The organism is Chitinophagaceae bacterium (genome assembly GCA_016713085.1).
In the GTDB taxonomy this organism is placed as follows: domain Bacteria; phylum Bacteroidota; class Bacteroidia; order Chitinophagales; family Chitinophagaceae; genus Lacibacter.
The window spans coordinates 1212671-1230013 of sequence record JADJPV010000002.1 but is presented as its reverse complement, the minus strand read 5'-3'; the positions used below and the strand labels follow the sequence as shown (position 1 = coordinate 1230013).

General features: G+C 38.9%; 12 protein-coding genes. 7 read left to right on the top strand and 5 right to left on the bottom strand.

Features of this window, described 5'->3' with window-relative positions; translation table 11 throughout:
* The first annotated feature begins 198 nt into the window (after positions 1 to 198).
* Positions 199 to 1218: a dipeptide epimerase gene (locus IPK31_18360; GenBank protein MBK8089725.1), complete on the top strand. Its 1020-nt coding sequence runs from the start codon at positions 199 to 201 to the stop codon at positions 1216 to 1218.
* A 108-nt stretch (positions 1219 to 1326) separates the two neighbouring features.
* Here the strand turns inward: IPK31_18360 and IPK31_18355 are convergent, their stop codons facing one another.
* The 3 genes from IPK31_18355 to IPK31_18345 form a co-directional block, all read right to left on the bottom strand.
* Positions 1327 to 3351: a M13 family metallopeptidase gene (locus IPK31_18355; GenBank protein MBK8089724.1), complete on the bottom strand. Its 2025-nt coding sequence runs from the start codon at positions 3349 to 3351 to the stop codon at positions 1327 to 1329.
* Between the two features lie 117 nt (positions 3352 to 3468).
* A complete protein-coding gene (locus tag IPK31_18350) occupies positions 3469 to 4422 on the bottom strand; it encodes an ROK family protein (GenBank protein ID MBK8089723.1) in 954 nt (317 codons plus the stop codon).
* 34 nt (positions 4423 to 4456) lie between these two features.
* The gene (locus IPK31_18345; protein MBK8089722.1) at positions 4457 to 5956 is read right to left on the bottom strand and encodes an MFS transporter; all 1500 of its coding nucleotides are present in this window, start codon (positions 5954 to 5956) and stop codon (positions 4457 to 4459) included.
* Positions 5957 to 6089: 133 nt separating this feature from the next.
* Here IPK31_18345 and IPK31_18340 point away from each other — a divergent pair, with 133 nt between their 5' ends.
* The 6 genes from IPK31_18340 (at position 6090) to IPK31_18315 (ending at position 13603) form a co-directional block, all read left to right on the top strand.
* Entirely contained in the window at positions 6090 to 7505 is a 1416-nt protein-coding gene (locus IPK31_18340; GenBank protein MBK8089721.1) for a glycogen synthase, read from the top strand.
* A 38-nt stretch (positions 7506 to 7543) separates the two neighbouring features.
* Entirely contained in the window at positions 7544 to 8830 is a 1287-nt protein-coding gene (locus IPK31_18335; GenBank protein ID MBK8089720.1) for a glucose-1-phosphate adenylyltransferase, read from the top strand.
* Between the two features lie 68 nt (positions 8831 to 8898).
* Positions 8899 to 10239 carry an SLC45 family MFS transporter gene (locus tag IPK31_18330; protein ID MBK8089719.1) on the top strand — a complete coding sequence of 447 codons (1341 nt, stop codon included), beginning with the start codon at positions 8899 to 8901 and terminating at the stop codon, positions 10237 to 10239.
* 26 nt (positions 10240 to 10265) lie between these two features.
* Positions 10266 to 12119 carry a cyclomaltodextrinase C-terminal domain-containing protein gene (locus IPK31_18325; GenBank protein MBK8089718.1) on the top strand — a complete coding sequence of 618 codons (1854 nt, stop codon included), beginning with the start codon at positions 10266 to 10268 and terminating at the stop codon, positions 12117 to 12119.
* A 213-nt stretch (positions 12120 to 12332) separates the two neighbouring features.
* Positions 12333 to 13070, top strand: a complete 738-nt coding sequence (locus IPK31_18320) for a hypothetical protein (GenBank protein MBK8089717.1) — start codon at positions 12333 to 12335, stop codon at positions 13068 to 13070.
* Positions 13071 to 13192: 122 nt separating this feature from the next.
* Entirely contained in the window at positions 13193 to 13603 is a 411-nt protein-coding gene (locus IPK31_18315) for a DUF805 domain-containing protein (protein ID MBK8089716.1), read from the top strand.
* Positions 13604 to 13699: 96 nt separating this feature from the next.
* On the opposite strand, the gene IPK31_18310 is transcribed toward IPK31_18315, so the two are convergent.
* On the bottom strand, positions 13700 to 14443 hold the full coding sequence (locus IPK31_18310) for a GLPGLI family protein (protein ID MBK8089715.1): 744 nt from the start codon (positions 14441 to 14443) through the stop codon (positions 13700 to 13702).
* Between the two features lie 101 nt (positions 14444 to 14544).
* Positions 14545 to 17313 (bottom strand): outer membrane beta-barrel protein, encoded by a 2769-nt coding sequence (locus IPK31_18305; protein MBK8089714.1) that lies wholly within the window; start codon positions 17311 to 17313, stop codon positions 14545 to 14547.
* Between the last annotated feature and the right edge of the window lie 30 nt (positions 17314 to 17343).

Genomic DNA, 17343 nt, shown 5'->3' with positions numbered 1-17343 from the left:
ATGCAATTTGAAGATTTGGAGATTTGATGATTTGAAAATTTCTTTATTCGGTTATTCTTATTATTTCAAACAGAAAGAAACTTAGAACGTCACCTCGACGAAGGAGAGGTCTCATGATATTTAAACTGCGTAACTATCGGCAGAAACACCGTTACTTTTATGATGGGTTGATTTATTTTACACAACAATTATTTTTACTTGAATATTCGGTATAAAAAAACAGAGCTCCCTTTTCGATATCCTTTCACTATTTCGAAGGGAACAAAAACACATCAGCCGGCATTTGTCGTTGAGCTGGAAAACCGTGGGGCAAAGGGTTACGGCGAAGCGCCTGCCATTGCTTATTACAATATTCCCGTTGAGAAAATGATGGAAGACCTTGAACGCAAAAAAATGTTTGTTGAAAAATTTGCGTTCATGGAGCCAGAACGTTACTGGCATTACTTACATCATTTATTTCCACAAAATCATTTTCTTGTTTGTGCATTGGATATTGCTGCATGGGATATGTATGGAAAACTCCGCAACAAACCATTGTATCAACTCTGGAATTTAGATTTCAGCAAAGCACCCATCTGTGATTATACCATAGGCATCGATACAGTTGAAAAAATGGTGGAGAAGATGAAAGAAAAGCCATGGCCCATTTATAAAATAAAAGTAGGTGTGCCCGGCGATGTTGAATTGGTAACCGAATTACGAAAGCATACAGATGCGGTGTTTCGTGTTGATGCCAATGCTGGCTGGACTTTGGAAGAAGCCCTTCAGAAAATTCCTTTACTAAAAGAGCTGGGAGTAGAATTTGTAGAACAACCTCTTGCAAAAGATAACTGGGAGGGAATGAAAGTTTTGTATAAAGAATCTCCGTTACCATTAATTGCTGATGAGGCCTGCGTGTATGAAAGCGATGTAGAAAAATGTCAGCATCATTTTCACGGCATTAATATTAAACTCACTAAATGCAGCGGAATTACTCCTGGCTTACGAATGATCAGCAAGGCAAGGGAACTGGAGATGAAAGTCATGATTGGTTGTATGAATGAATGCACAATCGGTTCAGCAGCTATTGCACACCTTGCTCCATTGGTTGACTATATTGATATGGATGGACCTCTATTACTTGCAGAAGATCTTGCAACTGGTATCACATACGATTATGGCAAAGTAGGAGTGAGTGATAAACCCGGTTTGGGAATTGAACTCAACGAACCGTTTTAATATAACAATACAGAGTAACAGAGAATTGGAGATACACAGAGAATACAGTGAATGTATTTGATCTCCGTGTATCTCAGTTACTCCTTCACTCTGTGTTGAATGATTTCCTTACCAGATTTTCACTCTTGCACTGTCAGCCACATACATGGCATCACTCGGTTTTACATTAAAGGTTGTATAGAAATTATCCATACTTACAAATGGTCCGTTCACTCTCCATTTAGCAGGAGAATGTACATCTGTCAGCAGGCGGTTTTTCAATGATTCATCTCTTGTATGCCCCAGCCATCCCAATGCATAACCAAGATAATAACGTTGAGCAGGTGTTAAACCAGCCAGCTTTTCATTCTTTTTATACTGTTCTGTTTTTATAAAAGCATCCCAGCCCAATAAACTACCACCAAGATCAGCAATGTTTTCACCAAGCGTAGCTTTGCCATTAATGTTATATCCTTCAAATGGTTTGTATGCTGAGTATTGCTTCACCATCACATCGGCTCGAACTTTAAATTTTGATTCATCATCTTTTGTCCACCAGCTTTTCAGGTTTCCTTTTTCATCAAACTGTCTTCCTTCATCATCAAAGCCATGTGTTATTTCATGCCCGATAGTTGTTGCACCTGCATAACCATATACCAATGCATCATCCAGTTCTTCATCACGATAACCCGGAACCGTAAAGATGCCCGCAGGCAAAACAATTTCATTATTGCTTGCATTGTAATAAGCATTATAAGTTTGTGGGCTCATCGACCATTCATCTCTGTCAACGGGTTTACCTAATTTATTAATGTAGTAATTCGTCCACCAGGTATTTGCGTTGATCAGGTTGTCAGTATAACTTTCAGCGCCAATTTTCATTGCTGAAAAATCCTTCCACTTGTCAGGATAACCTACTTTCTTTTTCATGGTTGACAGCTTCACATAAGCTTTTTGTTTGGTACTGTCGCTCATCCATGGCAGTGTTGCTATCCGTTCTTTCAATGCAGTACGGATTGCCTCAACCAGATCTGTGTATCTTTTCTTTGCTGTTTCCCCGAAGTATTCTTTTACATACAGCTGTCCGAGTAATTCACCCATGATATCTTCTTCAGTCTGCAACACTCTTTTCCACCGTGGTTTTCTTTCTTTGGCACCATTCAGCAGTTTATTATATTGAAAAGCTTCATTACCATACGCATCAGGTAAAGTGCCTGCAAAGCTGCTGATGAGCCGGAAACGAAGTAATAATTTCCATGTGTCGAGAGAAGTTGTTTGCAAAATACTTTCCAGTTCTTTATAGTACTCCGGCTGACCAACAATAACTGAATCAACAGAAGGTATTCCTGATGTTTTGAAATAACCTTCCATATCAAGTGACGGTGTAAGTTTGTAAAAATTGGCCGTGCTCATTTTGTTATAATTGGAATAAGGATCTCTCAAGTCTTCAATCTTGCGGTGAACTTTAGCAATTTTCATTTCGATGTTCATGATGTCAGCTGCAGATTTTTCCGCAGTTGCTGCATCAATGCCACTCATGGTTAACGTGTTGGCTAAGTATTTTACATAGGCGTTGCGGATTTTGATTGTGGCTGAATCATTCTTGAAATAGTATTCTCTTTCAGGCAATCCCAAACCAGTTTGCCAGAATTGTAAAGCAATCACATCACTGTTTTTAGCATCCTGCCCAATATAATTTCCAATAATGGAAGATGCCCCAATCTTATCCAGCTGTGCAATTACATTACTTAAACTTTTCAGATCGTTAATGCTGTTTATTTTTTCGAACCATGGCTGCAATGGTTTCAACCCGTTTTTTTCGATTGATACTGTGTCCATCGCTGTCTTCCAGAAATCACCAATCTTTTGACTGGTAGAGCCGGGAACTGCCTCTTCTTTTGCTGCATTTTCATTGATGGTTCTGAGTCTTGTTCTGTTTTCTTCTATTACCAGGTTGCCAATTCCCCAGCTGCTTTCATCAGCAGGTATGGGGTTCTTTTTAATCCAGCCACCATTGGCGTATAAAAAGAAATCAGTTGCCGGATTAACCGTTGTATCCATGTTTGATGCAAGTGCATCTGTTTTCGGTTTATTCTCTGTTTTGCAGGAAATGAAAAGTAATGTGGTTAACAAAACCAAAAGAGTTGAACGCATAGTATGTAAGTTTAAAGTTTCAATTTACTCAATCAAAGCATTTAGTGGATAAGAAATTGACAGACGGAAAAAGAAAAGGCGGCCATTGGCCGCCTTTCAGTATCAGCAGTAAAAAAATTACCATACCAGTGCACTCGCTCCAAGAATAGCAGCATCTGCTTCTTTCAGTTCACTGTAAATAATTTTTACTTTGTTTTTAAAGATCTGGATGAGGTTTGCTTCCATTGCCTGAACAGTTGGTTTCAAAATCAGATCGCCTGCTTTTGTTAAGCCACCAAACAAAACAATTGCTTCAGGTGAAGAAAACATCACAAAGTTTGCTAATGCCTCACCAAGAATCTGTCCGGTAAATTCAAAGATCTGGTTGGCAACAGTATCACCCTGCTCTGCGCATTTAAATACTGTTTCACTTGTTAAATCATCAATGGAATAATTACGTAACAGGCTGGTAGTTGATGGATTTTCAGTCAGCATTTCAATCGCCGTTTCTCTCACTCCTGTAGCTGATGCATAAGATTCTAATGAACCACGCAAACCGGTTCCTTTATGCAATCTTCCGCCGGGACGGATGATTGTATGTCCCAGTTCACCTGCAAATCCATCATGTCCCAATACAATTTTTCCATCAATTACAATCCCGCTTCCAACGCCTGTTCCAAGAGTGATAGTAATAAAATGTTTCATTCCTTTTGCAGCACCATACTTCATTTCTCCAACTGCAGCAGCATTTGCATCATTGGTAAGTCTGGTAGGAAGCTGAAATTTCTTTTCCATGAGTTCAGCTATTGGAATAATCCCTTTCCATTTTAAGTTTGGAGCGTATTCAATTGTACCGGTGTAATAATTTCCATTAGGAGCACCAACACCAATTCCATGGAAATTCTGCGTGCCGCCATGCGAGGCAATCATTAAACTCAGTTCACCATACAATTCTTCAATAAAATCTTCTGCATTTTCATGTGCATCTGTACGGATACGTCCCTGTTCAAGGATAGTTCCTTTACTGTCAACAATACCGAATTTTGTATTGGTACCGCCTACATCAATGCCTATAACATATTCCTTTGCCATAATAGGTAGTCATTTAAAATTTGTTGTTACATGCTTAGTGACTTCCGCCGCTTTGTAGTTTATCGAAATCAATACCCTGTGCTTTTAAAACAGTTTTTGCACGGAGAGCATAATAAGCCAGGTAAGCAAAACAGGCTACGCCAATAATATAACTGTAATGAATTCCGATTGAATCGGCCAATACACCCTGTAACCAGCTTACAATACCTCCTCCCATAATCATCATGATCAACAGACTGCTTCCCTGGTTCGTATTCTTGCCAAGTCCTGCTACTGCAATGGTAAAAATACAAGGCCATAAAGTGCTGCAGAACAAGCCCACACTTGTAAACGCATAGGCACTTACAAGACCTGATGAGAACATACCTATCAGTAAAGCTGCAATACCCGCCAGCGAAAACAGCAGCAGCATTCTTACCGGATTGCCTTTACTTGCAATGTCAAAAACAATCATTACTGCAATGATAACTGCATAAATATAAAACTGTGAAACATCATGTTTTGCAATGGCATTAACCAGCAGAAAAACTGCAAATGCCAGGTAAGGCATCAGGAAGCTTAAGATTTGTTTAGCCCCCTTGCTTACATCAAAAGCACCAACAGCACCTGTCCATCGGCCAATCATTAAACTTGCCCAGTATAAAGAAATATAAGGAGCTACATCTTTTGTTTCTACTCCCAGGAATTGCTCTAAATACGCAGGTAAATTGCTGGCTGTAGATACTTCCACACCTACATAAACAAAGATGGCAATCATACCCATCACAAGTTGCGGATATTTAAATGCGGAAGTACGTTGTAATAATTTCCCGCCTTCCTCTGTTTCACTTTTTGCGACTTCTTCCAAATCGATTTTATTGGGAACGGAAGAGAATTTAATAAACACCGCTACAACTAAAAAAGCAAGACCCAAAATAAGGTAGGGGATCTTCACACTTTCAATACTTGCGTCAGGATTGGCAGATGCAACGCTTCCAAAAATAGCAAAGCTCACCAGCAAAGGCCCGATGGTTGTACCAAAATTATTTACACCACCAGCCATTGTAAGCCTCTGTGAGCCTGTTTTCGGATCACCCATTACAATTGCCAGCGGATTCGCTGCAATTTGCTGTAAAGAAAAACCAAGACCTACAATAAACAAACCTGAGATCATCAATGTAAATGAACCGGTATTTGCTGCAGGATAAAATAATAAAGTTCCCAATGCTGAAATGATGAGACCGATTGCAATACCATTTTTATAACCGATTCTGTTCAGCAGATCTCCACCCAAAACTTTGGAAATACCTACATAAATCAATGAACCAACTGTATAAGCAACATAAAAGGCAACAGATACCAACTGGCTCTGACTCTGGGACAGATCAAAAGCCTTTTTAAAAACCGGGATAAGGATATCATTGCTGGCAGCAACAAAGCCCCAGAAAAAAAACACTGAAACCAGGGTGCCGAATTGTGCCCATTTGGTTTTTAGGTGCGGATTAACTCCCGTAATCACATCTTTAGGTTGACCGGGCTTAGTTTGTTGAGACATAAGTAATCGTTTGTTTAGTAAATAAGGGGCTGAAGGTATAAAAGAAATGAACTTGGTAAAAATTATTTGTTGTTTGATGCGCTGTATTTAAACTCTTGCTATATTGAAGCATTATTTTCTTAATCTCTCCAGAATGGAAATTCTTCATGTCAGTGCAGAGTGTTACCCAGTTGCCAAAGCAGGCGGATTAGGGGATGTAGTAGGAGCTCTCCCCAAATATTTACAGGAAGCCGGACATATTGCCAAAGTGGTAATGCCCATGTACCGTACAAAATTCCTTGTAGCCAACGAATGGGATGTGGTGCATAAGGGCCATACCAATCTTGGCGATTATTTTTTTGATTATACAATTATTAAAGAGAAAACGGATAAACTCGGTTTTGGTCTTTACTTAGTTGACATTAATGGTTTGCTCGACAGAGAAAAAATTTATGGCTACGATGATGATCCGCAGCGCTTTACTGCTTTCCAGATAAGTGTGGTTGACTGGCTTTCATCCTGGGAGTATAAACCCGATGCTGTTCACGTACACGATTACCATGCAGGGCTTGTTCCTTTTTTAATGCAGCATTGTTACAGGTATAAACACCTGTCGGAAATACCAACTGTTATCACTATTCACAATGCACAGTACCAGGGACAGATGGCTTGGGAAAAAAGTACCTACCTGCCTCCTTACGATTCATGGAAAAGCGGAATGCTTGAATGGAACAATGCCATCAACCCGTTGGCCAGCGGTATTAAATGTGCAACAAAGGTTACAACGGTGAGCAATAGTTACCTCGATGAACTGAAGTACATGAGTAATGGTTTGGAAGCTTTGTTTGAGTATGAGAAAGGAAAATGTGTCGGCATCTTAAACGGAATTGATGCAGCAGTATGGAATCCTGCAGCAGATAAATATATTGAAAACGATTTCAGCACTGAAACAGTTGAAGAAGGCAAGGCAAAAAATAAAGCACTGCTTTGTGAAACATTCGGACTGGATATTAATAAACCTCTCTTTGTTTTTATTGGAAGATTGGTAGGAGAGAAGGCAGCTGATCTGTTGCCGGCAGTTGTAGGCGATTCGTTTTTTTATATCGGCCGCAGAATGAATTTTTTAATACTGGGCAGTGGTGAACCCGAAGTGGAAGGTCAGTTGAATGCAATGAACGCTGCATCACAATCTGATTACAGCTGTTATATCGGTTACAATGAAGCACTCAGCCATTTAATGTATGCAGGTGCAGATTTCCTGTTAATGCCAAGCCGTGTTGAACCATGCGGCTTAAACCAAATGTACGCCATGCGTTACGGAACAGTACCTTTAGTGCGGAATACCGGCGGGTTGAGAGATACTGTAAAAGATATTGGTGAAGAAGATGGATATGGTTTGGTATTTAATAACGCAGTTGTTGGCGATATTTGCAATGCCATCTGGCGTGCCTGCAATTTATACAGCAATAAAAAACAATTCAATGCTGCAAGGGAGTACATGATGAAACTTGATTTCAGCTGGGAAAACAGTGTGCAGCGATATGTTGATCTTTACAAAAGTCTTAAGTAAATTTAATTATAAACTCAGTTAACGATAAAACTTTTCATATGCTTAAACTACCAGCAAAAAACACATTAGCATTAATTCTTGGCGGCGGTGCAGGTACACGCTTGTTTCCTTTAACAGCGGCCCGCAGTAAGCCTGCAGTTCCTATTGCAGGTAAATACAGATTGGTGGATATTCCTATTTCCAACTGTATGAATTCCGGCATCAACCGCATGTTCGTTTTAACGCAGTATAATTCTGCTTCCTTAAACAAGCATATCAAGAATACCTATCACTTCAGTATGTTCAGCAGTGCATTTGTTGATATTCTTGCTGCAGAGCAAACACCCGATAACCAGGGATGGTACCAGGGCACGGCTGATGCTGTGCGTCAGTGTTTACGTCATGTTGAACAGCATGATGCAGAATATGTACTGATACTTTCAGGTGATCAGTTATACCAGATGGATTTTCAAAAAATGCTGGAAGATCATGTAGAACATGGTGCTGATATCAGCATTGCCACAATCCCGGTTGCAGAACGTGAAGCACCTGAGTTTGGTATTCTGAAATCAGATGCAAATCATAACATCACTTCTTTTATTGAAAAGCCTAAAAAAGAGCTGTTGCCTGAATGGGTGAGTGATACAGGAAATGAAATGAAGGGTATGGGCCGTATTTATTTAGCATCGATGGGTATTTATATTTTCAATAAGCGTTTGCTCATTGATATGTTGCAGGATGAATTTAAAGCAGCAACTGATTTCGGTAAAGAAATTTTACCTGCTTCTATTGAAAAGTACAAAGTAACCAGTTACCAGTATGATGGTTACTGGACAGATATCGGAAACATTTATTCATTCTTTGAAGCCAATCTTGCATTGACTGCTGAAATCCCCGATTTCAATCTGTTTGATAATTCAAAGCCGGTATTTACACGTGCACGTATGTTGCCACCTGCAAAAATCAGCGGCACTACATTGGAAAAAACAATCATTGCTGAAGGTTCAATTATCATGGCCAGCCGCATTGAAAACAGTGTGATTGGTATCCGCAGCAGGATTGGCCTGGGTTCTACCATTGTAAGCTGTTATATCATGGGTGGAGATTATTATGAAACACTGGAAGAGATGGTGCGTTCAACTGAACGTGGTATTCCGAAAATTGGTATTGGTGAACGTTGTTATATAAAAAATACCATCATTGATAAGAACTGCAGAATTGGAAATGACGTTCGTATTAATGGCGGCAGTCATTTATCAAATACCGATCATGCATTGTACACTGTAAAGGATGGTATTGTCGTGGTAAAGAAAGGAGCAATCCTTCCTGATGGATTTGTAATTTAATGTTGTAAGTTTTTTAGATAGAATCGATTATTGACCTAAACCAGCCCCGGGAGGGCTAAACGATTGTTATGGCAGTATCAGGCAGTTCTTCGTCGTCTTCATCTCCATTAAAACCATCTTTGAACTTCTGGCAAATCTGGAATATCAGTTTTGGATTTTTAGGAGTACAGATTGGATATTCTTTGCAGAATGCGAATACAAGCCGTATCCTCTCTGCCATCGGCGCAGATCCGCATCATTTAAGTTTATTCTGGCTGGCAGCACCTGTTGCCGGTTTAATTGTTCAGCCCATTGTTGGCTTGTCGAGCGATAAAACATGGACACGTTTGGGTCGTCGTATTCCGTTTATTCTTGGTGGTGCAATTGTATCTGCTTTAGCGATGTTTTTCATGCCAAACTCAGAACAGTTTGCAAGTTTACTGGCACCATTGGTATTTGGTGCTACTATGTTGCTGTTCATGGATACTTCCTTTAATGTAACCATGCAGCCGTTTCGTGCATTGGTAAGCGATATGGTGCCCGATAGCCAAAGGAACAAAGGCTACGCCATACAAAGCTTCCTGATTAATACCGGAGCTGTACTGGGTTCTTTACTACCTTTTATCTTAACATGGATTGGTGTGGCAAATGAACCAGCTCCCGGTGCTAAAGTTGCTCCAACTGTTATCTGGTCGTTTTATATTGGCGGTGCAGTTTTATTGCTCACTGTTATCTGGACTTCGTTCCGAACAAAAGAATATCCGCCCAAAGAGTATGCTCAGTATAATAATATTGATGAGGTAAAAGAGAAAGTGAAGTTTGTTGATTTGCTGAAAAATATTCCACCTGCTATGTGGCAGTTATCCATCACACAATTTTTTTCCTGGTTTTCCTTATTCCTGATGTGGGTATTTACAACCCAGGGTATTGCGCAAAATATCTGGAACACAACTGATGCAACATCAAAAGCATACAACGAAGCAGGAAACTGGACAGGAGTAATCTTTGCTGCCTACAGTGTGTTTGCTGCTTTATTTTCATTGGCAATTACACCTCTTGCCAATAAGTACGGAAGAAGAAATACCTACGCACTTTCTTTACTTGCAGGAGGAATAGGGTTGCTGTCAATGATCTTTGTAAAAGACAAATATGTTCTGTTTATCTCTATGATCGGAATTGGTATTGCATGGGCTGCAATCCTTGCATTACCTTATGCTATTTTATCTTCTTCCTTACCCCCAAAACAAACCGGTGTTTACATGGGCATTTTCAATGCAACCATTACCATTCCGCAGATTGCTGCAGGTCTTGTTGGCGGCATTGCACTTACAATGCTGGGAGGTAATGCAATCAATGTAATTGGTTTAGCCGGTGCTTCTATGTTTATTGCAGGTATTTGTGCCTGGCTGGTAATTAAGCAAGGCCAATAGACTTGTTTATTTTTCAATTTATTATTATGAAAACAAGAATGTTTCAATTTCTGCTGCTGTTTTTTGTAACAGTAAGCAGTGTGTGTGCACAGGAGTATGAACTTTACCCTGCCAACTGGTGGATAGGGATGAAGTATAATAAACTTCAGATCATGATCCGTGGAAATGATGTTGGTGAGCATACAGGCTTCGCCATTAATTATCCCGGTGTTACTCTTACAAAAGTCAATAAGTTTCAGAATAAGAATTATGTAATACTGGATGTTACAGTAGGCACAACTGCAAAACCGGGAACGGTTGGTATCAAATCAAAGAAAGGAACTCAATCAGTAAATTTTGAATTCAATTTACAGAGCCGCAGACCGGGCAGGGGATTGGCTTTTGCCAATGGAGCAACCTCACAGGATCTCATGTATCTTATCATGCCCGACCGCTTCAGCAATGGTGATCCATCCAATGATCGTGTTGCTGGAATGAAAGATCAAACACTTCGCCGTGATACAGTGTTCAACCGTCATGGTGGCGATCTGAAAGGAATTGAAAATCATTTAGACTATCTGCAGGACCTTGGCGTAACAGCTTTATGGTTAAACCCGGTGATTGAAAATGATATGAAGAACCGCACAGAACATGGTTATGCATTTACCAATCATTACCGTGTTGATCGGAGAATTGGTGGCGACAAGGCGTACAAAGAATTAATTAATGCTGCACATGCAAAAGGAATAAAAATCATCCAGGATGCAGTGTATAATCATGTTGGTATCGATCATATTTTGTTTCGTGATCAGCCAGACAGTACATGGTTTCACCGCTGGCCTAAATTCACACAAACAAATTATAAGGATCAGATTATGTTCGATCCGTATGCAGCAACAGCGGATAAAAAAATCATGAGCGATGGATGGTTTGTACCGTCTATGCCCGATTGGGATCACAGCAATGCATTTGCTGCTAACTTTTTAATTCAGCATGCTGTATGGACAGTAGAAGAATATGGAATCGACGGATGGCGCATTGACACTTATGCATACAATGATCTTCCATTTATGAACCGTTGCAATAAAGCATTGTATGATGAGTATCCCAACATCAGCATTTTTGGTGAAACATGGGTGCATGGTGTTCCTAACCAGAGTTATTTCTGCGAGAACAATTACAATATTCCGTTCAAAAGTAATATGCAGGCAACAACTGATTTCCAGACTTTATTTTATGGTATTCAGCCTGCATTAACACAGCCCTTTGGCTGGACTGAAGGAGTGAATAAATTATACACTACCGCCGCCCAGGATTTTGTTTATAAAAACCCCATGCGCCAGGTAATCTTTTTAGATAATCATGATCTGCCAAGATTTTATTCTGTATTGGGAGAAGATACAGCAAAATATAAAGTAGCTTTTTCATGGCTGTTGACATTCAGAGGTATTCCTCAAATGTATTATGGCAATGAAATATTGATGACAGGATTAACTTCTCCCAATGATGGTTATGTGCGCCAGGATTTCCCCGGTGGATGGGAGGGCGATGCTGCCAATAAATTTACCGAAGCAGGAAGAACAGTAAAAGAGAATTCGATTTTTAATTACATAAAGAAACTCGCCAACTTCCGTAAAACATCATCAGCTATTAAAACGGGAAAGATGATGCAGTTTTATCCCATTGACGGCGTATATGTTTATTTCCGCTATGATGCCAATCAAACCATCATGTGCATCTTGAACACCAATGATAAACCAATGACCATTGATCTTGCACGTTTTACAGAAAGGTTAAAAGGTTTTCAGCTTGCTTATGATGTGGCAGCAGGTCAGCAGTTTCAATTAGAAAAAACAATGACGCTGATGCCGATGTATAATTTGGTGCTGGAGTTGAAGTGATGCCGCCCCGGTCGGTGTCTTCACCGAACGGAATAAAAGAGTGAAATAATTGTGAAGAGATACAAAAAAAGTGACAGTTTTGAGTAAAAGCTGTCACTTTTTTTGATGAATAACAAGGCTGTGACAATGCCCGTATTTTCCGGTATTTGCGAAGATTTTTTGTGAGTATATTCGTATATAATATTGTTAGCAGCAATTAATGCAGACCTTATAATGGCAGACAGAATAATAAAAGACATTCGATATTACGAAAGCAATACTACAAATAGTGACGGCAATTCCATGCCTCATGATTTAGGGCAATTATTTCAGCCTACGATAGACACCAATTACATCGGCCAAAGAATTGCACGAAAATTACATGAGCTTAAATTTTGCTATGGCGAGTTTGATCATATTTATATAAACCTGACGACAACACTTAACGAAAATGACCTTGTAATTTCAAATAGAAATAGTGACAATAGAATAAAATATATTGACTTTGGTTTATCTCCGACAAGCTATAATTCTCTTTCAGATATTGACAAAAATCATTTGCTGAAATCAATAACTTTTAAAGTTTTAAAACACATCAGTCTTGCCGACCACTTAAATATGAAACGGGTCAGTCAAGTCGAACTTTTAATTGCTAAGTTGGACACAGAAATTAGGATTAATTATAAAACAAAAGAAACGAGTAAATATAAAATTGAAATAAGCTATCAAATCAACCCAATCAGTTCTTCAACCAGAGCAATCGTAGAATATTTAGACAAGAAAGACAATTCTAAACGTCAAGGTTATATTCCACTTCAATTTTACGAGGACATATATCCTTTAATTGACACCATTATTTTAAAGGAAGATATACTGGTTTTCAATCCTAAAAAATCATTTAGGGCAGACTTATATAACAACAGATATAAGACACCAATAAAGTTGATCATCTCTGACTTAGAAAGACTATAGCTGCTGTTTACATTTAGTTTTGAAAACATGTTCATTCCAAAATTGTTTTGAATAGGAAAAATGCATAACATTGTTCTTAATCAAAACCAAACTGTATGGAAAAACATGAATCTAATTACAACATGATCGATTGGTGGAAAAAAGTTGTTCTCAAAAACTACGCTAATTTTCAGGGCCGTGCAAGAAGGTCTGAATATTGGTATTTCGTGCTCTGTAATTTATTAGTTATTATCCCGCTTTATGTTATTGCAATTGTTGGTACGGCAAATGAATCAACAGTTATTTCAACTCTTGGGTTTGGTCTTTATGGAATTTATGCTTTAGGAACGATTGTTCCAGGCCTTGCCGTAACAGTAAGACGTTTGCATGATACCAACAGAAGCGGCTGGTATTATTTTATTGGTTTAATCCCTCTTGTAGGCGGTATTCTTCTCCTAGTGTGGATGTTTACAGAAGGAGACCGCTTTCAAAATAATTATGGTGATGATCCAAAGAATCCGGGTATTCCCGAATTGGAGTTTACAGGACAATAAATTTCTGCTCAGCTTTAATTCAAACCTGTTAACAAAAAATGAGAAGGGCTTACAGTATAATTCTGTAAGCCCTTCTCATTTCAATATTATAATCAATTACAGCAAACTGTTCCACATCACTTTTGCTCCATATTTCCCCCAATCTTTCATCGCCTTGTTCAAATCTTTCTGGTAAACTTCCCAATTAACGGCTTTCCCTTTTTGTTTAGGGTTTAGCATTACTTCTGTTGGTTCTTTGATGTCAACTTTTGTTGCAAACCAGGTTACCTGCAAACGGGGTACAGCCAGTCCCAAGATCATACCGGGCAGGCCGCCAAAACTTTCAGGGCCGCTGCTTACAATAATCTCATCCGTATAAAAGGCAACAATATAAACAGAGTCGCAGATTTTAGTGACTGCTTTTTTACATTCAAATCCCGCAATCAATCTTGTTTCATTGCTGATCTTCCATTCGTACTTCTGTAAGCTGTCTTTTACTAAATAGGTTTGTTCAAAGATGTCACGCTGTAAGGAAATCTGGTTATTCTTTACATCTTTAACAGTTACATCTGTTTCACTTGGCTTGCGTCCCCACATATATTTTACATCTGTGTTTTCCTTGGCCAGTTTAAACACCGATTTGTTTTCATTAAAATCGAGGAAATAAGTTTCACTTACCATTTTAGGAAATACTTTTTTCATTTCAACTACCCAGGGAGCTTCATCATCTTCCTTATCGTAATATGAAAACTGATTGACTCTTTTTTCATACTCAATATGCCCGCTGCTGATAAATTTTACCTGTGCAGAAGAACCTGTATGAAGACTGAAAAGGATGCTTATAAGAACGATGTATTTCATGTGTTTATTTTTATTTTTTTATTGGCCACATAGTATATCCATAAAAATTATCATCGCTGTTGGTATAAATTAGCTCGAGAATTTTTATGGATATTTCATAATTAGAAGTTTGAAGGTTTGCCGTTTTTTGTAAAGTTCCAGGAAAGAGTAAGCAATGCATAGCGGCGGATATTCTGGAAGGTATTTTCAGAAATAAAGTTGCTGCTGATATTACGCTGGATACCCTGGTTCTGATTGAAAAGATCATTCACTGAAAGTATGAGTTCAAATGCATCCGTTTTTGTAAAGGTTCGTTTGATGGAACTGTTGATGATAAACACATTTCGCTGATTCTGAAATGCAGTTGTTTTCTGGTAAAAATTCAGGTTGCCATTCAGATCAAAATACAACTTCTGTTTTTTGAATTTCATGGATAGATAAGGGTAGGCATTCACCGTCCAGTATTTTGTAACCAGCCCTTTATTGATGGACGATTTTGAAAAATTGTATGCCGGTTCTATATTGAAATTAAAACTGATCCATTTATCGCTCCATTTACCAATACCTGTTCCAAATCCTATCCTGTAATTATCGCTAATGTTTTTCTGACCATTTACAATATTCACAAAACGACTCACAGAACTTTCAGAAGTAAAATTCAGATTAACAGAAGGGGCAATTTCGAATCCATACATGGCCCATGCCGAACCATTGTAATTTCCATTGACATTAACTGCCTGGTTAACTCTGATTCCCGAATCAATTTTATTTGAACTGCTGATGGCATTATTCGTGAAAGAAAAATTCCCCGACAGATAAAAATTCCTGCTCTTAATGATTTTATAATCATTCATGTTGATAGAAAAATTATGCCGGAATGCCTGTTTTAGTTTCGTGTTACCAACAGTAAGATTTAACGGGTCAATATTATCGATAATGGGATTGATCTGCTGTAAGGTTGGGTTTTGTGTATTGCCCGAATAGGTAAGGTTAAAACTTTTCTGTTTTTTAGGTGTAAACCTGATGGATGCTCTTGGTAAGAGATTGGTGAAACCAATATTCCGTTTGTCGGCTTTTGTTATTTCTTCCAGTCCAAAATTGGTACGGCCAACAGATGTACCAATTGAGAACATGTATTTTTTTTCTGTAAACCGGAAAGAGAACCCACCGCTGTGATCATCGGCCCTGTAAAGGAAATGGTTACTCAGGGTATCAACCATTGACGAATATTTGTCACTGCTCAGGGGTTTTTCAAATGTGTTACGTTCTGCATTGTTCCGGTTAAAGTTATTTTTGTATGTCAACTCAAGGAACAATTTTTTGCTAAGCGGTTCGGTGTAGACAACACTATTTTGAATCACCTGCTGACGCTCATTGTTTGTTTTATTCTGATCAAGCTCCTGCAGCCTTGTTGGCTGGCCGGTAACATCAAAAAATTCAGTAGTGGAAAACAGGAAACCATTTCCTGTTTTTGCATTGTTGCTCCAGTTACCGGTATAGCTGATGGTTCTTCCTTTTTTGTTGAGACGTTTGCGCCAGCTGATTTCAGAAGTGAAATCCTGGTTTTCTGTTTTGCTCGTTAGTGTGCGGTCAATTTTATTGATGACTATATTGTCTTCGCTAATTGATTTACCCAAATAATCACTTCCCTTTTCACCATTTACAACGGAGCCACTTGCTTTTATCTTTAAGGTGCTGCTTGAATCAATCTGCCATTCATAATTGGCACTCAATTTATTTCTTCTGCGGAAATTGGTAAAGTTCTCAACCGTATTGTTAGAGAAACTGCTGTCGGGCAAAATGGTTTGTGTAAAACTTGTATTCCGTCCTGTTACATTCTGATCGTTAAACTGGTAACTGCCGTTGATGCTGTTCTTATCCTTGTTCCATTTGTTAATGTAAACAGCCCCTGCAGTAGTTGATTGTGGCAATCCCTGTCCACGGCTGAAATCATCGCCCTGGTTCCAGAACATCATGCCGCCGTCATCGGTTACTTCCATGTTGCTGTTTGAGTTGGATCCGTAGTTCCGTTGTTCATTCCAGTTCAATCCTTCAAAGGTTGTGTTATTATTGGTGATATAAGCTGCAATTTTTTGTTTCTTTTTAAAGGCATTGATCATGGCTTTGGCAGTATGATACCGGTCGAAATCGGTTCCTGCTTCCAGCTTTCCGAAAAAGCCTTTCTTTTTATCATCTTTTAATTCAAGGTTAATGGTCTTGGTTTTTTGTCCGTCATCAACACCGGTAAACTCTGCCTGCTCACTCTTTTTATCAAATACCTGTACTTTGTCAACCACATCTGCCCGCAGGTTTTGCGATACTACTGCAGGATCATCACTAAAAAATTCTTCCCCATCAACCAGTATCTTCTCCACTTTCTGCCCTTGTGCCGTTATTTCTCCTTTTGCATTTACCTGCAAACCGGGTAATCGCTTCAGCAATTCCTGTACATTGGCATTAGGGCCAACTTTAAAACTGTCGGCTTTATATTCTGTAGTATCTCCTTTAATCCGTATAGCGCTGACTTTTTGCTGTATAATAATTTCTTCCAGCAATTTCGATTTGGGAATTATGGTAATTTCTTTTTTATAAACAGTAGCACCTTTCACTTCAATATCATCCACAAATTCAGCATAGCCGGGATAGCTTACCACCAGGAAGTAACTTCCATCCGGGATCCCTTTTATTTCGAAAGAACCCTGTTCATTGGTACGGGTAAATTTGGAGAGTACAGTGTCTTTAGAACGGATCACTGAAATAACCGCATTGTTTAATTTCTTACCGGAACTGGTATCAGTAATAGTGCCGCTTACTGAGCCTGATTGAGAATAGGCTGTTACTGTTGATAACAAAGCGAAGCAAAGGATAAAAAACTGTTTAGGTGATATCATTAGCTTTGGTTGATGATGATAATATTTTGC